Here is an 18553-nt window from a genome sequence, read left to right on the forward strand (position 1 = left end):
GATTGTACGGGGGCCTCCCAGTCGAACCTGGGTGCTGATGTCCTGGGAGACGCCGATTCGCCGGCGGCGGAGGTGTGAGGCGGCCTCGAGCCCTACGTCCGCGAGGTCGGGTCGGACGTCTCGGAGGAGTCCGTCCCGTCCGCTCGTGCTCCGGCTTCGTCCTCTCGGTCCTCCCGGCGCCCGGCCCCGAGCGACAGGGTGGCGAGGAAGCCGACCGCGAGGAATCCTGCGGCGGCGAACGCCGCGGAGCGGGTGCCGTCCGACAGGGCGATCCTGGCGTCCTCGGCGACCGTCGCGGTCGCCGGGTTCGCGTCGAGACCGGCGATGGCGGCGCCCGAGCTGTCGACGACGCTCGTCACGAGAGCGTCGCGCTGGGCGGTCGGCACACCGGCGTCCTCGAGTCGTCCGTCGAGGACCGACGCTGTGCTCACGAAGAGGATGGTCCCGAGGACGGCGATACCGAGCGCCGAGCCGATCTGCCTCGCCGTGCTCTGTGTTCCGGAGCCCTGGCCGCTCTGCTCGACGGGCACGTCCTTCAGCACGACGCCCGTCAGCTGTGCGGTGGCGAGACCGACGCCGAAGCCGTAGACGAACAGGAACGGCACGATCGCGAACCATTCGGTCGCCGGCCCGACGACCAGCCCGATACCCGCGACACCGATGATCTCCGCGACGATGCCGACGCGGACGATCAGGACGGGCGCGACCCGGTTGCCGAACGCGCCGGCGAACCCGCTCGCGACGAAGGAACCGATCGCGAGGGCCAGGAGGATCAGACCGGTCTGCAGCGCGCTGTAGCCGAGGACGAACTGGAGCCAGATCGGCAGCGAGAGGATGATGCCGAACTCCCCCAGCGAGACGATGAGGGCGGCGATGTTGCCGTTCCGGAACGACGGCAGCGAGAACAGGGAGAACGCGATGATCGTGCTGCGCCCGTGGCGCATCCGGTGGCGTCCCCAGAGGACGAACGCGACACCTGCGACGACCGTGACCATGAGGGCTACAGGCACCGGGGAGAGGCTGAACGGCCAGGTCCAGTCCCCGATGACGAGCGGGTTGTCGGTGAGCCACCACCCGAGACTCCGGCCCTCGATGAGTCCGTAGACGAGGGACGCGCTCGTCAGGATCGACAGGACGGCGCCGACGGCGTCGATGCGGTCCGTCGCGGGTTCTCGGGACTCCCCCACGAACAGGAGCAGTCCGACGATGATGAGGACGCCGAGCGGTACGTTGATCCCGAACGCCCAGCGCCAGGAGAAGTCGGTGGTGAGCCAGCCGCCGAGGAGCGGACCGACCGCCACCATGCCCCCGATCGTGGAGCCCCACACCGCGAAGGCGATCGCACGGTCGCGGCCTCGGAAGGTCGCGTTGATGATCGAGAGGGTCGTCGGCAGGATCATCGCGCCGCCGACGCCCTGGATGACCCGGGACAGGATCAGGAGGTCGCCCGTCGCCGCGAGGGCGGCGAAGACGGAGGCTCCGCCGAAGACCACGACGCCGACGAGCAGCATCCGACGACGGCCGAACCGGTCGGCGAGCGTGCCGAACACGATGAGCAGCGCGGCGAAGACGAGCGTGTAGGACTCCTGGACCCACTGCACCTGGGTCGAGGAGATCCCGAGGTCGTCGACGATCGACGGGATCGCCACGTTGACGATCGTCGAATCGACGATGATGAGGGCGACGGCGATGCTGATGACGACGAGGCCGAACCATTTGCGACGGTCCGACGGCGAGCGCTCAGGCTTCGCGGAAGGCGTGGACTCCGTCATGCGCGGAAACGATCAGCTGGCTGCATATTCTGATTATGCGCCTTCTCGAGGCTGATGTCACACGGACGTCCGGCGGTCAGACGAGGAGCGGCTGCAGCTGACGCGAGCCGTCGATCAGGAGGTCGAGGAGTGCGGCGGGGCGCTCGATCCGCTCACTCGGTGCCGAGAGCGACAGCCCCGCGACGAGACCGCCGCGGTCGTCCCGGATCGGGACCACGAGGCAACCGTGACCGGGCGTGATCTCACCCACTTGCCGTGCGTACCCGAGTCGTTCGACGTCGTGGATCAAGGGCTCGGCGTCCCGGAACGGCCGCTGGACGAGTCCTGACCAGTCGTATCCGCCGTGAGCGAGCTCGTGCAGGAGCAGACGCCCGATCGCGGAGGTGTCGAGACGCCTGACGATCCGCTGCTCGTCACTCAACGGGAAGTCGGGATCCGCATCCGCGATCCTGATCCGATCGCCCTCGTACCGTACGAGGTGGACGCCGCCTCGCACGCTCGACCGCAATCGTCCGATCACCTCGCGCGCAGCGAGCGGGGGTGGGGCCGGAGCGACGAGATGGGCGAGCTCGACGACCTTCCGTCCGAGCGCGAATCCACGGAGATCGGGCATGCGGACGAGGTATTCGTCCTGGACGAGGAGGTTGAGGAGTCGGTACGTGGTCGCCCTCGGCATGTCGAGTCCGGCCGAGACCTCCTGCGCCGTCACACCGGCACCGCATCGCGCGACCTCCTCGAGCACGGTGAGCGCGCTGTGCACGGCCTTCGGTTGTCGGGCGCGGAGCTCGCCCGAGCCGCTCACCGGGGCTCCGCGGACGGTCCGCCGAGCACGTCGGCGCTCACCGTCTCGTCGTAGACCCCCACGGTCGAACTCAGCCACGGTCGGCGTCGATGCCGAATCGCCCAGATCGCGATGCCGAGCGCCATCGTGATGAGGAACACCCAGACGCCGACAGCCCGCTCGCCGGCGCTCTCGACGACCAGATAGACGACGAGCGCGACGGACAGCAGCACCCCGGCCACCACCGCTCGCAGGAGCGGCCAGAGCGTCAGTTCCCCGATCCGCCAGAGGAAGACCGGGGCTGCGATGCAGACGAGGACGTAGGCGGTGATGTACCCGGCCGCGGCCACGACGATGAGGACCTGCATCGCCGCCCAGGCTCCTCCGGTCAGCACGAGCGCGAGCACCGAGACGGGCGTGACGATCGCCAGAGCCGTGATGATCGCCACATGGGGCGTACGGAACCGGCCGTGCGTGGTCCCGAGGCGCGACGGGAGGACCCCCTCTCGACCCATCGAGAACACGACCCGCGAGAATGCCGTGATGGAGGCGATCGCACAGGCGAGGAACGACGCCGCGACAGACAGGTCGAGCAGCAGCCCCATCCATTCGACGCCGAAGGCCAGCGCCAGGTCGTTGATGGGCGTCCGTGTCGCGGTGATGTCCTCCCCCAACGCCGCGAAGCCCGCCAGCTGACTGTACGAGGTGACGAGGAAGAGGAGACCCGCGCCGACGACGGTCCAGACCAGGGACCGGGGGATGCTCGCGAACGGCCGACGGGCTTCGACGCCGAGTGTCGAGGAGCTCTCGAATCCGACGAAGGCGGTCACGGCGAGGACCGATCCGACCGCGAGGTGCTCCGGGGAGGCGTCCAGCCCGAGCACGGCCCAGTCGGGCGTCGGTCCGAGCTGCGACAGGAGCACGCCCACGAGGATGAGGATGGTCGCGACCGAGGCGCTCTCCACGATCAGGGTCACCCGGGTGGACAGGTGGATCCCGCGGACGAGCACGACGAGGCAGACGACGGCCATGCACACGAGGAGTGCGGAAACGACACCCGTCGAACTCGGCATACCGGGCCAGAACCGGTGCAGCAGGATCGACAGGTAGTACCCGGCACCGGCCAGGGCGAACATGGCGATGAAGCCGTACCCGATGAGCAGCGCGACGCCCGTGACGAAGGCCGCACCCGTTCCGAGCCCCTTCGACACGAAGGTGTACAGCGAGCCGGTTGCGGCGATGCGCTTCGCGAACACGTTCACGGTGGTGGCGACGAGCAACGACAGCAGCATCGCGATGGCGAGCGACCACATGGTCGCCCCGCCCGCGGTCACGGTGACGATCAACGGGATCGTCGTCGCAGCAGCGGACGGCGCCACCGCCGAGACGGACTGGGCGAACACGTCGATGAACCCGACACTGCGCCGCTGGAGGCCGTCGACCGGTGACCGGGACTCGAGACCACGGACGCTCGGAGGATTGCTGATCGCGCGTTCCAGAGCCGTCACGTCCCTCACCTCCTCCTCGTCGTTCAGGCTAGGCGCGTCCCGTTGCACCGCCGTGGCGGGCGTGTTTCGGCTTCATGACCGTCAAATGAGACAGCGGTGCCGACCGGTCTCATTCGGTGCCGAGCAGGTGTTACGGCGACGAGACGAGGCGGCAACAGGAGACCGGGATGCTGGCCTCGTCCCGATACCGCCGCATCGCTCGAGGAGTGTCCATGACCGTCACGAAAGGTCCGGCCACCGATGCCGGACAGCCCACCCGGTCCCTGAAGGGATCGCTCGGCGTCACCGCCATCGTCTTCATGGTCGTCGCCGCGGCGTCGCCGTTGACGGTCGTCGGTGGAGCCGCACCGCTCGGCATCCTGCTCGGCAACGGGGTCGGCTTCCCGAGCATGTACGTCGTGTCCGCGGTGATCCTCCTGCTGTTCGCCGTCGGACTCTCGGCCATGACGCGGCACGTGCCCAAGCCGGGTGCCTTCTTCACCTTCGTCGGATACGGGCTCGGCAAACCGGCCGGTCTCGCGTCGGCGTTCCTCGCCCTCCTGACCTACACGACCATCCAGGTGTCGGTGTACGGCTACATCGGTTACCTGCTGAGCGTGACCTTCGCCGGCCTCGGTGCTCCGGAGATCCCCTGGTACCTCTACTCGCTCGCGTCGATCGCCGTCGTCGGTCTGCTCGGCTACCGCCACATCGACCTCAGCTCGAAGGTCCTCGGCGTCCTGCTCGTGGCGGAGGTCGGGATCGTCCTCGTCCTCGCCGGGGCGGTCATCGTGACCGGAGGTGCCGACGGGCTGTCGGCCGAGCCGTTCGTGCCCGAGCAGGTGTTCTCCGGGTCGCCCGGTGTCGGACTGATGTTCGCGATCGCGGCGTTCATCGGCTTCGAGGCGACCGCGATCTTCCGAGACGAGGCGAAGGACCCGTCTCGCACGATCCCGCGGGCGACCTACATCGCGGTGATCGGGATCGGCCTGTTCTACACCCTCGCCTCCTGGGCGCTGGTCATGGCCTGGGGCCCGGACGACGTCCTCGCCGTGGCCGGTGAGGATCCCGGCGCGATGATCCTCCGCACCACCCTGCTCTACCTCGGCCCGGTCGGAGAGCTCGTCATCAACGTCCTCCTCATCACGAGCATGTTCGCCTGCGTCCTCTCCTTCCACAACGTCATCACCCGGTACCAGCACACGATGTCGAACGCCGGCGTCCTGCCGGGCCGGCTCGGCGGCGTCCACCCCAAGCACCTCTCGCCGCACACCTCGTCGCTCGTCCAGAGCGCCACCGCGGCGATCCTGATCGTCGTCTTCGCCGTGCTCGGTCTCGACCCCGTCCTGCAGGTGTTCACCTGGTTCGCCGGCGTCGCGACCCTCGCGATCGCGATCCTCATGGCGGTCACGAGCCTCGCGGTGATCGTGTACTTCGCTCGCACGAAGCAGGATCGGCGGGTGTGGAACACGGTCGTCGCGCCCGGCCTCGGGTTCATCGGACTCGTCGGTTCCGCCGTCGTGATCGTCGTCTACTTCCCGATGCTGGTCGGAGACGTGGATGCGGGCGGCAACCCCGCGTTCGGAACCGTGAGCGCCGTCCTCCTCGCCCTCATCGTGGTCTGCCCCGTCGTCGGCCTCGTGCAGGCCGCGTACCTGCGTCGTCGTCGCCCGGCGGCTTATGCCGACGTCATGGACGCCATCGGCGGTTGACCATCCGACCCTTCCCCTCGCCTTCCGACACCAGCCGCATCACCGAACCAGGAGCATCACGATGACCATCACCGACCCCACCACCCTGCGCAGCACCGACGGCGACACGCCCGTCCAGCACCCGCTCGCCAGCCTGTCCGCGCCGGAGTTCGACCGCATCCGCGACATCGTCACCGGCTTCGACGATTTCACGGAGACGACCCGGTTCGCCTACGTCGGCCTCGAGGAGCCCCACAAGCGGGCGGTGCTCGCCTGGCAGGCCGGCGGCGGTCCCCTGCCGGAACGCCTCGCCCGCGTGATGCTGCTCGACATGGCCACGGGTCGATCGACGGACAACGTGGTGTCCATCGACAGCGGGTCCCTGCTCAGCACGGTCGTCCTGGACGGTTCCCGCGGCCAGCTGCCCATCCTCATCGAGGAGTTCGACGCCATCGCGGAGATCGTGGCGGAGGACGAGGGGTGGGTCGCCGCCCTCGCCGCCCGTGGTTGCACGGTCGACGAGGTGAAGGTCGTCCCGCTGTCGGCCGGCTTCTACGACTATCCCGAGGAGGTCGGGCGCCGGATCGTCCGGGTCCTCGCGTTCCGTCAGGACTACCCGGCCGACCACCCGTGGGCCCACCCCGTCGACGGACTGAGCGCCTATGTGGACACCGCCGCGCGACGGATCACCCGCCTGATCGACGCGACAGCCCTGGCGATCCCGGCGGAGCCCGGGAACTTCGACGACCCGGTGGTCCAGGGTGCTCCGCTCTCCTCGCTCAAGCCGATCGTCATCACCCAGCCGGAGGGTCCGAGCTTCCAGGTCGACGGCGAGTTCGTCGAGTGGGGCAACTGGCGGTTCCAGGTCGGGTTCGACGTCCGTGAGGGCCTCGTCCTCCGGCAGCTCTCGTTCGACGATGCCGGCGAGGAACGACCGATCATCTATCGGGCGTCGATCAACGAGATGCTGGTCCCCTACGGTGACCCCTCCCCCGTGCGCTTCTGGCAGAACTACTTCGACACCGGCGAGTACCTGTTCGGCCGGTTCACGAACTCCTTGGCGCTCGGGTGCGACTGCGTGGGCGAGATCAAGTACTTCGACGCGGTGCTCGCCGATGAACTCGGCAATCCGTTCACGATCGAGAACGGGATCTGCATGCACGAGGAGGACTTCGGCACCCTCTGGAAGCACTCCGACCTGTACACCGGCTCGAACGAGGTCCGGCGGTCGCGTCGGCTGGTCATCTCCTTCTTCACGACCGTCGGCAACTACGACTACGGGTTCTACTGGTACCTGTACCTCGACGGCACCATCGAGTGCGAGTCGAAGTTGACGGGCATCCTCTTCACCTCCGCGTACCCCGGGCTCGACGCGGAGGGCGCCGACTACCCGTACGCCTCGGAGGTCGCGCCCGGGCTCGGTGGGCCGTACCACCAGCACCTCTTCTCGGCCCGTCTGGACATGATGGTCGACGGTCTGTCGAACGCGGTCGAGGAGGTGGACGCGGTCCGGGTGCCGATCGGGCCGGGGAACGAGCACGGCAACGCCTTCACGAAGCGGGTCACGCGGCTCAGCACGGAAGCGGGGTCCGGGCGCGTGGCGGACGGTTCGGCCGCTCGAGCCTGGCACATCGTCAACACGGAGAAGACGAACCGGATGGGACGCCCGACGGGGTACGTGCTGTACCCGCAGGAGTCGCCGACGCTCATGGCCGACGCGTCGTCGTCGATCGCCAAGCGGGCGGAGTTCGCGACGAAGCACCTCTTCGTGACGAAGTACGACCCGGCTGAACGATACGCGGCGGGCGACTTCGTCCACCAGAACCCGGGTGGCGACGGGATCACGCGCTTCATCGAGGGCGACGAGTCGATCGACGGCGAGGACATCGTGCTCTGGCACACCTTCGGACCGACGCACTTCCCCCGTCCGGAGGACTGGCCGGTCATGCCGGTGGACTACGCCCGGTTCACGCTCAAGCCCTACGGCTTCTTCGGCAAGAACCCGACCCTGAACGTCCCGCCGAACGAAGCGGTCGGGCACTGTTCGCACGACACCGGCGCCGCGCACGTGGGACACGGCGGTCACGACCAGGGCGCCGAAGAGCACTGTGGCCACGGGCACTAGGCCGCGGCGATGAGCGAGGTCCTCCATCTCGGGGCGCTCGTCCCGGCCGCCGTCGGTGCCTGTTGCACCGTCGGCGGCCGACGCGGACCCCTCGACCTCGTGGCCGCGATCGTCATGCTCGCGGCGATGCTCGACCTGGCGACCGGTGTCGGGATGCTGCATCCGTTGCTCTGGGCCGTCGTCCCGATCGTCCTCGCCGTCGCCTCGGCGGTCCGGCTGCGGTACATCGCCGGGCTGCCGACTCCGGTCGGTGACGCTGTGGCGCTCGCCACCACGCGTCACCGTGCGGCGATGACCGCGCACACCTCAGGCGGCCTCGTGATCATGGCGGCGCTCGTGTGCACCATGGCTGGTCATGCCGCCGGGACCATATATGCAGGATCGGGCATGCACCCGGCAGGACATCAGATCGGGACGGTCGCCCTCCCCGCCGTGCTCCTGACGGGCGGCATGGCGGGGTTCGCCGCCCTGTCCACGTGGATCGCGGTCGAGGCGGCTCGACGGCGTGAGCGGGTCGTGGTCGTCGAGGTGGTGAGCATGACGGTCTCCGTCGTCGCCATGGGGCTCGCCTCGGCGCTGTGACCCGGGCGGCGGCGTCGATCTACTCGGCGTCGTCGCCCTCCCACGGCGGCCGGGCGACCTTGCCGGACATCCGCCACACCGCTCGGGTCAACTCGGGGTGCACTCGGGCGATCTCACGGAGCACCTCGTACTCCAAGTGGTCCGCGTTGTCGCGGTGGTCCTGGGCGTCGTCGAGCGACGAGTACCCGGCGAGCCGCGCCATCGCGTGCTGGGCGGCCAGACCCCGGGCGTGCAGCGCGTCGTCCCTGAGGACGGCGACGACGAGCTCGTCGACCGTCGGCATCGAGGGCAGGAAGTCCCAGGGGTCCTCACCGTCGCGGGCGCGGTGCTCGATGATCACCTCGCGCTCGAGCTGTGCGTCGCGGCGCAACCTGGGGAGGTCGACGGCCTGCAGATCCACGTACCCTCCTCGCTCCGGCGCACCCCGCGGCGCGCACTCGGGTATCAAGGGTACGCCCGGTATCGGTGGACCATGCCGTCAAGGCGCAGCTCCCTCGCGGCGGAGGCTGGTACCGCAGGACCACCGATGTCGTCCGATCGGCGGATGCCGGGGTCGCATCAGGTCCATCCTCATGCGGATGTGGTCGGTGGCGGCGCTCCATAGCGTGGAGTGGGGCGGATCGCGCCCACTCCGCGACCGAGAGGCCCGTCCTTCCATGTCATTCCTCACGAGGCTCAGCCTCGCCAATCGACTGATCGTCGGCCTCATCACCGCGGCGATCGTGGCCTTCGGGCTCTTCGCGGTCGGTTCCCTGAAGCAGGAACTGCTGCCGTCCGTGCAGCAGCCGGGTGCCGTCGTAGCCGCGACGTACCCCGGCGCCTCGCCGTCGTCGGTGGAGCGCGAGGTCACGAAGCCCGTCGAGCAGGCGGTGCAGGGGGTCAAGGGCGTCACCGGCGTCACCTCGACGTCGGTCAGCGGTTCCACGTCCGTGCAGGTGAGCTGGGACTTCGGCCAGGACGACGAGAAGATCGTCGGTGACATCCGCAGCGCCCTCGCCGGCCTGAAGAGCACGCTCCCGAACGACTCGACCACCGAGGTCTACGCCGGCGGGAGCGAGGACATCCCCGTGCTGCAACTCGCGGTCGCGTCCGAGGACGAGTCCGGCGAGTTCGCGGGCAAGGTCGAGTCCACCGTGCTCCCCGCGCTCCGTGGGATCGCGGGCGTCCGCCAGGTCGATCTCGCGGGTGAGAACGCCACGCAGCTCGTCATCACGATGCGTCCGGCCGACCTCGCGGCCAAGAAGGTGACCGCGGAGGAGGTCATGGCTGCCGTCCAAGCGAGTGGTGTCATCACGGCTGCCGGGACGAGTGTCGACGCCGGCAAGGAACTCTCGATCGAGGTCGGGTCACCCGTCGGCTCGCTGGCCGAGGTGCAGGCGCTCCCCATCCAGCACGAGGACGGGCCCTTCGCGCTCTCCGCCGTCGCGGACGTGGAGCTCGTCCCCGCAGCCGAGACCTCCATCGCCCGGGCGGACGGTCTCCCGTCGCTGTCGCTCACGATCCTCAAGGACCCGTCGGCCAACGCCGTCCAACTCGCCCACACCATCCGCGACGCCCTCCCCGGGCTGGAGCAGGAGCTCGGCTCTGGTGCAGCGTTCACCGTCGTCTTCGACCAGTCGCCGATGGTCGAGCAGTCGATCCACGACCTCTCCGTCGAGGGTGGGCTCGGGCTGTTGTTCGCGATCATCGTGATTTTGGTCTTCCTGTTGTCGATCCGGTCCACGATCATCACGGCCGTGTCGATCCCGCTCTCGCTCCTCATCGCGATGATCGGGTTGTGGATCGGCGACTACTCGCTCAACATCTTCACGCTCGCGGCGCTCACCGTCGCCGTCGGACGCGTGGTGGACGACTCGATCGTGGTGATCGAGAACATCAAACGTCGGCACACCGGGCGGGCGATGACGACCACGAGTGTCGTCGAAGCTGTCCGCGAGGTCGCCGGGGCCGTGACCGCGTCGACGATCACGACCGTGGCCGTGTTCCTCCCGGTCGCCTTCGTCGGCGGGACGGTCGGCGAGCTGTTCCGACCGTTCGCCGTCACCGTGTCGGTCGCGCTCATCGCGTCCCTCGTGGTCTCGCTCACGATCGTGCCGGTGCTCGCATACTGGTTCATGCGAGGCTCCTCCGCCCCGGCTGTTGGCAAGGCCACCGACGTCGCGGCCACCGACGAGGCGTCCGTGGTCGAGGACGAGTCCGAGGCGTACTCGAAGCTCCAGCGGGCCTATCTGCCGGTCCTGCGCACCGCCCTGAAGCGTCCCGTCGTGACCCTGCTCGTGGCGGCGGTCGTCTTCGCCGGGACGATCGTCTCGGCCGGGTTCCTGAAGACCGACTACCTCGGCGACATCGGGGGCGAGAACACCGTCACGGTCACCCAGGAACTCCCTGAGGGGACGAGCCTCGACGTGACCAGCGACGCGGCCGCGGCCGTGGAAGCGGTCCTCGCGAAGACCGCGGGCGTCTCCGGGTACCTGACCACCGTCGGTGGGAACGGCTCGAGCAACACGGCACAGATCAGCGTGACCGTCGGTGAGGAGAGCTCACGTGAGGGCGTCGCCGACACCATCCGGAAGGCCGTGGCGAAGCTCGACGACGTCGGAGAGGTCACCGTCGGTGACGCCGCAGGCGGATTCACCGGTGGCGGTGGCGGCATGGAGGTCACGCTGCAGGGTGAGGACCCCGTGGCGCTCGCCACAGCTGCGGCCGCGGTGCAGGACATGCTCGGCGGTACGGACGGCCTCCGCGATGCGACGAGCGACCTCGCCGACGAGCAAGGTCTGCTCAAGGTGAACGTCGACCGCGCCGCCGCCGCCCGGTACGGCTTCACGCAGGAGCAGGTCGGCCAGGCCATCGCCAGTGCGCTCCGCGGCACGCCGATGGGTTCGGTCATCCTCGAGGGCTCGTCTCGCGACATCATCGTGCGGTCGCAGCGGGTCGGCACGACACCGGCCGAGATCGCCGCGCTCCCCCTTCCGGTCAGCGCGCTGCAGCAGGCCGCGGCTCAGAAGGCCGCGACCGACGCCCTCACGGCCGAGCAGGACGAGGCCACCCAGCGTGCGAAGGACGAGGCGGCATCCCAGGCCGCGACCCAGCGCTCGGAACTCCAGGAGGCCCGCTCGACCGCGGCGTCGCAGCTCGACGCCCTGCGGGCTCAGCTGAGCGCGTTGCAAGCGGCTCCCGTCGAGGTGCCACCGGTCACGCCCACGACACCGGAGGAGGAGGCGGCACGGCAGGCCTATGAGGCCCGCGCCGCCCAACTCGTCGGGCTGAGCGACGCCATCTCCCAGCTCCAGGGTTCGATCACGACCATCGACGAGCAGCTGACCGCGATGCGGGACGCCGAGAGCGAGGCGGCCGAGCAGCAGGCGGAGGCGGACCGCCTCACCCAGGCGCAGAAGGACCTCGCCAACGTCAGCGCCGTCCCGATCCCGGTCAGCGCCGTCGCGCAGGTGGGCGAGGAACGCGCCGCAGCGGCGATCACGCGCATCGACGGCGTCCGGACCGTGACCGTGTCGGCGACGCCGACGGGTGACGACCTCAGCGCGACGACGCTCGCCGTCCGGGAGGGCCTCGACGGCCTGGACCTGCCGAGCGGGGTCACCGCCTCGGTCGGTGGTGTCGCCCAGGACCAGGAGGAGTCGTTCGCGCAGCTCGGCCTCGCGATGCTCATCGCGATCGTGCTCGTCTTCATCGTCATGGTGGCGACGTTCCGGAGCCTCCTGCAGCCGCTCATCCTGCTGGTCTCCGTGCCCTTCGCGGCGACCGGCGCGATCGCGGCCCTGCTCATCACGGGGACCCCGCTCGGCATCCCGTCGATGATCGGCCTCCTCATGCTCATCGGCATCGTCGTCACGAACGCGATCGTCCTCATCGACCTGGTCAACTCGTACCGGGCTCGGGGCGACGGCATCGACGACGCGGTCCTGCACGGAGCCCGACTCCGTCTGCGGCCGATCATCATGACCGCCTGCGCGACGATCTTCGCGCTCGTGCCGATGTCGCTCGGCCTCACCGGCGGTGGGGTGTTCATCTCGCAGTCGCTCGCGATCGTCGTGATCGGCGGCCTGGTGTCGTCGACGCTCCTGACGCTCATCCTCGTGCCCGTGCTGTACCTGCTGCTGGAGCGCCGGACCGAGCGCCGTCTGGCGAGGCGTGAACGGAAGCGCACGGCGAAGGCCGCGCAGCGCGAGGTCGAAGAGCACGACGAGCAGACCGATGAGGACCTCGACGCGATCCTCACCACGGATCGCTGACGGCGGCTGCAGGGTGGGCGGCTCGGCCCACCCCGCAGCTGGCACACTGGTGGGCGTGGACCAGCGACTGATCGACCTCCTCCGTTCCGACCTCGACGCGGCCGGGTACACGGTCGAGCGGGTGCGCGGCCTCTGGGGCGAGACGGCCGAGGCGGCCCTGCACCGCTCCAACCGGGTCGTGGCGATCCGCTCACTCGACGAACGCCGCCGGACGGCGGGCGCGGAACCGCTCGCGACACTGGCGACACTCTTCGTGCTCGGTGTCGCCGTGGGGGCCGATGACGCGACGCGTGCTCTGCCGTCGCTCGGTCTCGACGGCGCGGTGGCGCTCGGTCTCGTCGGTTTGAGCGACGACGGGTCGGTCGCCCCGGCCATCGATCTGCGTCCGTACGCCTGGGTCGACGCCAACGGGAGCGGTGCCTGGTGGATCGCCTCCGATCTCGGCGAACTCGCTTTGGGTCATGAGCTCGGCGAAGAGCACGTCCTCGGGGTCGGCGGCGCGTCGATGACCCTGAGCGGCATCATCCTCCCTGAGCGGATCGGAACGGCACTCGACCTCGGGACCGGGTGCGGCATCCAGGCGCTCCACCTGTCGCGGATCGCGGATCACGTGGTCGCGACGGACATCTCCGAACGGGCCCTCGAGCTCGCCGCACTCAACGCGCACCTGAACGGCATCGACTCGATCGAATTCCGCCACGGCAGCATGTTCGAACCCGTCGTCGGTGAACGGTTCGACCGCATCGTCTCCAACCCCCCGTTCGTCATCACCCCGCGTGCCGAGGGCGTGCCGAGCTACGAGTACCGCGACGGCGGTCTCGTCGGCGATGCGCTCGTCGAGTCCGTGTTCCTCGAGGCCGCCCGGCACTTGACGCCCGGCGGCGTGGCGCAGTTCCTCGGGAACTGGGAGTACCGCGACGGCGCCGACGGGCTCGAGCGCGTCGCCGAGTGGGTGGATCGCAGTCCGGAACCGGTCGACGCCTGGGTCATCGAGCGCGAGGTGCAGGATCCGGCCGAATACGCGGAGACCTGGATCCGGGACGGTGGCACCCGCCTCGGGACGCCGGAGTTCGAGCGCCTCGCGGGAGCCTGGCTCGACGACTTCGCGGCTCGGGCCGTGACCGGCGTCGGCTTCGGGTATGTCCTGCTCCGTCGATCGGACCCGTCCACTCCGCTGCGCCGTTTCGAGCGGCTGCACGGGCAGGCGGGTTCGAACGCCGCCGGGCTCGGTGCGCACCTCGCCGTGTGTCTCCTCGCACACGACTGGCAGGTCGCGCTCGACGACGAGCAGCTGCTCGGCGAACGCGTCATCCTCGCGGGCGACGTCACCGAGGAGCGCCACTACTGGCCCGGGGACGAGGACCCGACGGCGATGACCCTGCGGCAGGGTGGCGGCTTGGCCCGCTCGGTGGGCATCGACACAGGCCTGGCGGGGCTCGTCGGGGCCTGCGACGGCGAGTTGACCCTGGGAGCCATCATCGACGCGATCGCCCAGCTCGTCGAGGTCGATGCGGCGGAACTCCGCGCCGAACTCCTCCCCCGGGTCCGCGCATTGCTGGACGACGGCATCCTCCTGCCGAGCTCCTGAGGTGTTCCGGCACGCTGGCCCTACTCGTAGTGGAAGCGTGCCTGGGCGATGAGGACGCCGTCGTCCGTGAGGCGGTAGACCAGTCGATGTTCGTCGGTGATCCGTCGTGACCAGAATCCCTGGAAGCCGTGCTTGAGCGCCTCAGGTTTGCCGATGCCCTCGTTGCCGTTCCGGATGATGTCCTTCAGGAGGAGATTGATCCGTTTGACGATGCGCCGATCCTGTTGCTGCCAGTGGCAGTAGTCCTCCCAGGCGGCGTCGGACCAGATGAGCCGCACGCCGACTACTCGACCAGGTCGTGCTCGGTGCCCGCGCCGGCCTCGAGGTCGTCGATGGCCTGGAGGAGCCGACGTGCGTTCGACGGCGTGCGGAGCAGATACGCCGATTCCTTCAAGGACTCGTAGTCGTCGAGCGCGACGATCACGACCGGGTCGCGCCCCGCTCTGGTGATGATCACCTCCTCGCGGTCGTCGAGGACCGAATCGAGGGTGGCCGCGTAGTTCGCGCGGGATTCCGAATAACTGAGGGTACGCATCGACATCCTCCAAGTACAACAAACTGTACGTCGGCTCGCTGGAGTTGTCCACAGCCCCGACAGGGTGCCGGTTCGGGCGGTCTTCCAGGTGATGGCGATAGTCTGCCGTGTCGGACCGACCGACGCCGCCGACGAAAGCGACCACCCTCCATGCCGGAGAGCCCACTCTCAGCCAGCCCGTACGAGGTGCTCGGCGTGAGCACGACGGCGACGCAGGACGAGCTCCGGAGGGCCTACCGACGGCTCATGCGCGAGACCCACCCCGACCTCGGCGGAAGCGCGCGGCAGTTCAACGCCGTCCAGCTCGCCTGGGAGCGCGTCGGAACCGAGCAGGACCGGGCCGCCTACGACCGCGGTCGCAACGTGCCGTCCTCCGACGCGGGCGACGACGACGCTCCGACCTGGTCGGCGTCGACCACTGGTCGGTCGGGTACGCAGCGCGCCGACTCACGACCCCGCGCTCGAGCCTACGGACACCCCGGCGGAGACTCGCGCGAGGCCTACCTCGGGCTCATCCGCGAATGGGTCGGCCGTGGTGTCCCGCTCGACGACCCCTACGACCCGAAGCTCGTGCGCTCGGCTCCGCGCGAGATCCGGCACCAGTTGGCCAACGCGCTCGCCGAGGAGCAGACGGCGCGCACCGTGGCGACGCTCGGCATCGGATACACGGTCTGGCACGACGTCCTGGCGCCGGGCGAGGCGAAGCTCGACCATGTCGTCCTCGGCCCGACCGGCCTCTTCGCGGTCAAGTCGGAGGACTGGGGTGGGTCGGTCCGGGTGCACCGTGGAGAGGTCGTCGGGGAGACGCTCGATCCTCGCGAGGAGCCCGTCCGGTCGATCGTGCGCTCGGCGCGGACCGTCGCGAAGGCGGCCCGCGTGAAGTTCACGGCCTCCGTCATCGTCGTGCCGGACGGCGCCACCCCGGAGTCGGTGGAGTTCATCGGTCGCAAGCATCCGGTGACGGTCCTCGTCGAGCGCTCCCGCCTGGCCGACCTCCTCCGCACCGGTCTCCCGGGCCTCGACCGCATGGGCGGCAACCAGCTGTTCGACATCCGCACGCGCCTGCAGCAGACCATCCGCTTCGTCGGCCTCTGACACGCGCCGCGACACGGCACGGGAGGAATCCCCTCCAGCCCCACTCGGGGACCTTGTGTCGTCGTGCTCCAGGCCCCAGCATCAGGGCATGACGTCTCCCGCGGGCTGGTATCCCGATCCTGAGCAGCCCGGCCAGCAACGATGGTGGACCGGAGTCGGCTGGGGTGGGCAACGCGTGCCGACGGCCGTGCCCGCTCCCCCGGCCACCGTCCCTGCTGCAGCTGCAGCCGCCGGGGCCACGCGTACGCGCCGCCTCGGTCCGCTCCACATCGTCCTGCTCAGCCTCGTCGGAGCGCTGTTGCTCGTCAGCGCCGTCGGTGGCGCGTTCTGGGCGATGCTCGCACTCGTCGCCCTGGTGGCCGTGGTGATCGGCGTGGTCGCGCTCGTCCGTGGTCGCGTCTCCTCCCTCGGGATCCGCAACCGCGGGATCGCGGCCGCGGTGATCGGAGCGGCCCTGTGCGTGTTCGTCGTGGGCGGGAGCGCCAATGCGGCCATCCACCCGGTCGGGAGCCGGCCCGCGGCACTGCTGTCGGCTCCGGAGGGGACGTCCGTCGCCAAGCCGAGTGCCACGCCGTCCCCCACCCCGACCGACGTCGTCACCGAGGTGACGGAGGTCGTGGAGATCCCGTTCGCTGCGACCGAGGTCCAAGACCCGAACGTCGACGTCGGCCAAGTCGTCGTGACGACCACGGGCGTCCCCGGACAGCAGACGAACACCTACCGCGTCACCACGCGAGCCGGGGTCGAGATCACTCGAGAGCTCGTCGCGCAGCTCGTGTCGGTCCAACCGGTCGCGCAGGTGACGTCCGTCGGGACGCGGCAACCCGCTCCGCCGCCTCCCGCTCCAGTCGCCGATCCGGCCGGCGGAGGGTGCGACCCGAACTACGAGGGGCAGTGCGTTCCGGTCGCGAGCGACGTCGACTGCGCCGGCGGAAGCGGCAACGGGCCGGCGTACACGCCCGGCCCGGTGTACGTCGTCGGGAGCGACGTCTACGACCTCGATAGGGACGGCGACGGCATCGCCTGCGACACCTGAGCAACCCCGTTCGCGCTCGGCGGAAGCCCGGGTCCGCGAGGTGGAGCCGAGCGTATCGTCGCTGGCGAGGCGCCGGACGGTGCCTCGACGCTGACGGATTGGAGCGACGATGAGCGCAGAACTCAACGGCAAGCAGGTGGCCTTCCTGCTCACGGACGGCTACGAGGACAGTGAACTGACGAGCCCCTGGGAGGCGGTCACCGGAGCCGGAGCGACCGCCCGACTGGTGTCGCCCGCCACCCAGGACGTGACCGGCAAGAACGGACACGTCCAGCCCGTCGACGTCGCGGTCGCCGAGGCGTCCTCCGACGACTACCACGCACTCGTGCTGCCGGGCGGCGTCGTCAACGCGGACGACCTCCGCGTGGACGAGTCCTCGGTCGCCTTCGCGAAGGCGTTCTTCGAGCAGGGCAAGCCGGTCGGGGTGATCTGCCACGGCGCCTGGATCCTCATCGAGGCGGACGTCGTCCGTGGTCGTGAGCTCACGAGCTACCCGAGCCTCAAGACGGACCTGCGGAACGCGGGTGCATCCTGGGTGGACGAGGAGGTCGTCGTCGACCAGGGACTCGTCTCGAGCCGGACGCCCGACGACCTCCCGGCCTTCAACGCGAAGCTCGTCGAGGAGATCGGCGAAGGCGAGCACGAGGGCCAGCACGCCTGACTCCGGTCGCAACGCGACGCACGAACGCCCGGTCCTGGTGGACCGGGCGTTCGTCCGTGCGGGTCAGACCCAGCCGTAGATCGCGCGGAGCAGCTCGAGCAACTTTCGATAGAAGTCCATGAGACCACCTCCTCTCATATCAGATGCTGACATTAAACATCAGTCATCCTGACAGGGCATAGGAGGTGGCACAGTCCCCTCAATGGCGGACACCCCGCGGTCGCCGGCCCTCCTCAGACACGCACGAACGCCCGACCCCTTGGAGGGGCCGGGCGTCCGAGTGCTGTGTGGAGGCGCTTACGCCTTCTTGTTGCGGGTCAGTGCGCCGTAGATGAGCAGCACGACGATCGATCCGCCGATGGCGAGGAGCCACGTCTGCAGCGAGAAGAACTCCTGCAGGTTCGCGCCGAAGAGGATGCCGCCGAGCCAGCCGCCGAGCAGTGCTCCGACGACGCCGAGCAGCAGCGTGATCAACCAGCCGCCGCCCTGACGGCCCGGAAGGATTGCCTTGGCGAGGGCGCCGGCGATGAGGCCGAGCAGCAGGAAGCCGAGAAAACTCATGATGTCTCCAAATGTGATTACTGGATCGAACGGGGTGCCGGTCGACCGTGTTACCGCCCCCGCCGGTGGGCGGGGGCAGCCACTGTATCGCGAGGACTAGTGCTTGAACGCGTCCTTGACATTCTCGCCGGCCTTCTTGGCGTCGGCCTTCGTCTGGTCGGCCTTGCCCTCTGCGACCTTGCTGTCGTCGCCGGTGACCTTGCCCAGAGCTTCCTTCGCCTTGCCCGCGAGGTCCTCAGCGGCGTTCTGGATCTTGTCCGATGCACTCATGGCGTTCTCCTTCGTCTGCGTTGGAAACCGGTGATGATGTCCGGTCATCGGGTAAGACGCAGCTCGGCGGGCATTCGTCACGGAATCCGTCGAAAAACTTCCCGGGCGCCGGCGGA

General features: G+C 69.3%; 16 protein-coding genes. 8 read left to right on the plus strand and 8 right to left on the minus strand.

Annotated features, from left to right (window positions below; all coding sequences use genetic code 11):
• Nucleotides 1–92: 92 nt before the first annotated feature.
• From IFT89_RS00350 to IFT89_RS00360, 3 genes are all read right to left on the minus strand, one after another.
• Entirely contained in the window at nucleotides 93–1772 is a 1680-nt protein-coding gene (locus IFT89_RS00350; RefSeq protein ID WP_202937904.1) for a DHA2 family efflux MFS transporter permease subunit, read from the minus strand.
• Between the two features lie 76 nt (nucleotides 1773–1848).
• The gene (locus IFT89_RS00355; protein ID WP_202937905.1) at nucleotides 1849–2574 is read right to left on the minus strand and encodes an IclR family transcriptional regulator; all 726 of its coding nucleotides are present in this window, start codon (nucleotides 2572–2574) and stop codon (nucleotides 1849–1851) included.
• Complete coding sequence (locus IFT89_RS00360; protein ID WP_192019784.1) at nucleotides 2571–4061, minus strand: APC family permease; 1491 nt, start codon at nucleotides 4059–4061, stop codon at nucleotides 2571–2573. Before IFT89_RS00360 ends, IFT89_RS00355 begins: the two co-directional genes overlap by 4 nt.
• Nucleotides 4062–4273: 212 nt before the next feature.
• Here IFT89_RS00360 and IFT89_RS00365 point away from each other — a divergent pair, with 212 nt between their 5' ends.
• The 3 genes from IFT89_RS00365 (at nucleotide 4274) to IFT89_RS00375 (ending at nucleotide 8438) form a co-directional block, all read left to right on the plus strand.
• On the plus strand, nucleotides 4274–5752 hold the full coding sequence (locus IFT89_RS00365; RefSeq protein WP_202937906.1) for an APC family permease: 1479 nt from the start codon (nucleotides 4274–4276) through the stop codon (nucleotides 5750–5752).
• A 61-nt stretch (nucleotides 5753–5813) separates the two neighbouring features.
• Entirely contained in the window at nucleotides 5814–7856 is a 2043-nt protein-coding gene (locus IFT89_RS00370; protein WP_202937907.1) for a primary-amine oxidase, read from the plus strand.
• Between the two features lie 9 nt (nucleotides 7857–7865).
• A complete protein-coding gene (locus IFT89_RS00375; RefSeq protein ID WP_202937908.1) occupies nucleotides 7866–8438 on the plus strand; it encodes a hypothetical protein in 573 nt (190 codons plus the stop codon).
• A 19-nt stretch (nucleotides 8439–8457) separates the two neighbouring features.
• On the opposite strand, the gene IFT89_RS00380 is transcribed toward IFT89_RS00375, so the two are convergent.
• The gene (locus IFT89_RS00380; RefSeq protein ID WP_064294055.1) at nucleotides 8458–8838 is read right to left on the minus strand and encodes a hypothetical protein; all 381 of its coding nucleotides are present in this window, start codon (nucleotides 8836–8838) and stop codon (nucleotides 8458–8460) included.
• A 256-nt stretch (nucleotides 8839–9094) separates the two neighbouring features.
• On the opposite strand from IFT89_RS00380, the gene IFT89_RS20060 reads away from it, so the two are divergent.
• Nucleotides 9095–12691 (plus strand): efflux RND transporter permease subunit, encoded by a 3597-nt coding sequence (locus tag IFT89_RS20060; protein WP_244650513.1) that lies wholly within the window; start codon nucleotides 9095–9097, stop codon nucleotides 12689–12691.
• Nucleotides 12654–14279, plus strand: coding sequence for a DUF7059 domain-containing protein (locus IFT89_RS00390; RefSeq protein WP_202937909.1), 1626 nt, complete (start codon nucleotides 12654–12656; stop codon nucleotides 14277–14279). The genes IFT89_RS20060 and IFT89_RS00390 overlap by 38 nt, the downstream gene beginning before the upstream one ends.
• A gap of 20 nt (nucleotides 14280–14299) precedes the next feature.
• On the opposite strand, the gene IFT89_RS00395 is transcribed toward IFT89_RS00390, so the two are convergent.
• Both IFT89_RS00395 and IFT89_RS00400 read right to left on the minus strand, forming a co-directional pair.
• Nucleotides 14300–14557 carry a Txe/YoeB family addiction module toxin gene (locus tag IFT89_RS00395; RefSeq protein ID WP_064294057.1) on the minus strand — a complete coding sequence of 86 codons (258 nt, stop codon included), beginning with the start codon at nucleotides 14555–14557 and terminating at the stop codon, nucleotides 14300–14302.
• Between the two features lie 5 nt (nucleotides 14558–14562).
• Nucleotides 14563–14814: a type II toxin-antitoxin system Phd/YefM family antitoxin gene (locus IFT89_RS00400; protein WP_064294058.1), complete on the minus strand. Its 252-nt coding sequence runs from the start codon at nucleotides 14812–14814 to the stop codon at nucleotides 14563–14565.
• Between the two features lie 150 nt (nucleotides 14815–14964).
• Between IFT89_RS00400 and IFT89_RS00405 the strand changes: the two genes are divergently transcribed.
• The 3 genes from IFT89_RS00405 to IFT89_RS00415 all read left to right on the plus strand — a co-directional run bounded on the left by IFT89_RS00405 (nucleotide 14965) and on the right by IFT89_RS00415 (nucleotide 17606).
• Nucleotides 14965–15909 carry a J domain-containing protein gene (locus tag IFT89_RS00405; protein ID WP_124767820.1) on the plus strand — a complete coding sequence of 315 codons (945 nt, stop codon included), beginning with the start codon at nucleotides 14965–14967 and terminating at the stop codon, nucleotides 15907–15909.
• A gap of 88 nt (nucleotides 15910–15997) precedes the next feature.
• Complete coding sequence (locus tag IFT89_RS00410; protein ID WP_191939942.1) at nucleotides 15998–16945, plus strand: G5 domain-containing protein; 948 nt, start codon at nucleotides 15998–16000, stop codon at nucleotides 16943–16945.
• Nucleotides 16946–17054: 109 nt separating this feature from the next.
• Nucleotides 17055–17606: a type 1 glutamine amidotransferase domain-containing protein gene (locus IFT89_RS00415; RefSeq protein WP_079003748.1), complete on the plus strand. Its 552-nt coding sequence runs from the start codon at nucleotides 17055–17057 to the stop codon at nucleotides 17604–17606.
• A gap of 297 nt (nucleotides 17607–17903) precedes the next feature.
• On the opposite strand, the gene IFT89_RS00420 is transcribed toward IFT89_RS00415, so the two are convergent.
• Together IFT89_RS00420 and IFT89_RS00425 are read right to left on the minus strand one after the other, a co-directional pair.
• Nucleotides 17904–18167 (minus strand): GlsB/YeaQ/YmgE family stress response membrane protein, encoded by a 264-nt coding sequence (locus IFT89_RS00420; protein ID WP_064294061.1) that lies wholly within the window; start codon nucleotides 18165–18167, stop codon nucleotides 17904–17906.
• A gap of 96 nt (nucleotides 18168–18263) precedes the next feature.
• Entirely contained in the window at nucleotides 18264–18437 is a 174-nt protein-coding gene (locus IFT89_RS00425; RefSeq protein ID WP_064294062.1) for a CsbD family protein, read from the minus strand.
• Between the last annotated feature and the right edge of the window lie 116 nt (nucleotides 18438–18553).

Source organism: Plantibacter sp. CFBP 13570 (assembly GCF_014841395.1).
GTDB classification, from domain to species: Bacteria; Actinomycetota; Actinomycetes; order Actinomycetales; family Microbacteriaceae; genus Plantibacter; species Plantibacter auratus.

Excerpts from the sequence above, each read along its gene's own strand:
- IFT89_RS00350 (WP_202937904.1), bottom strand. The coding sequence starts at position 1,772 with ATGACGGAGTCCACGCCTTCCGCGAAGCCTGAGCGCTCGCCGTCGGAC.
- IFT89_RS00400 (WP_064294058.1), bottom strand. The coding sequence starts at position 14,814 with ATGCGTACCCTCAGTTATTCGGAATCCCGCGCGAACTACGCGGCCACC.
- IFT89_RS20060 (WP_244650513.1), top strand. The coding sequence starts at position 9,095 with ATGTCATTCCTCACGAGGCTCAGCCTCGCCAATCGACTGATCGTCGGC.
- IFT89_RS00410 (WP_191939942.1), top strand. The coding sequence starts at position 15,998 with ATGACGTCTCCCGCGGGCTGGTATCCCGATCCTGAGCAGCCCGGCCAG.
- IFT89_RS00390 (WP_202937909.1), top strand. The coding sequence starts at position 12,654 with ATGAGGACCTCGACGCGATCCTCACCACGGATCGCTGACGGCGGCTGC.
- IFT89_RS00420 (WP_064294061.1), bottom strand. The coding sequence starts at position 18,167 with ATGAGTTTTCTCGGCTTCCTGCTGCTCGGCCTCATCGCCGGCGCCCTC.
- IFT89_RS00375 (WP_202937908.1), top strand. The coding sequence starts at position 7,866 with ATGAGCGAGGTCCTCCATCTCGGGGCGCTCGTCCCGGCCGCCGTCGGT.
- IFT89_RS00365 (WP_202937906.1), top strand. The coding sequence starts at position 4,274 with ATGACCGTCACGAAAGGTCCGGCCACCGATGCCGGACAGCCCACCCGG.
- IFT89_RS00405 (WP_124767820.1), top strand. The coding sequence starts at position 14,965 with ATGCCGGAGAGCCCACTCTCAGCCAGCCCGTACGAGGTGCTCGGCGTG.
- IFT89_RS00370 (WP_202937907.1), top strand. The coding sequence starts at position 5,814 with ATGACCATCACCGACCCCACCACCCTGCGCAGCACCGACGGCGACACG.
- IFT89_RS00425 (WP_064294062.1), bottom strand. The coding sequence starts at position 18,437 with ATGAGTGCATCGGACAAGATCCAGAACGCCGCTGAGGACCTCGCGGGC.
- IFT89_RS00415 (WP_079003748.1), top strand. The coding sequence starts at position 17,055 with ATGAGCGCAGAACTCAACGGCAAGCAGGTGGCCTTCCTGCTCACGGAC.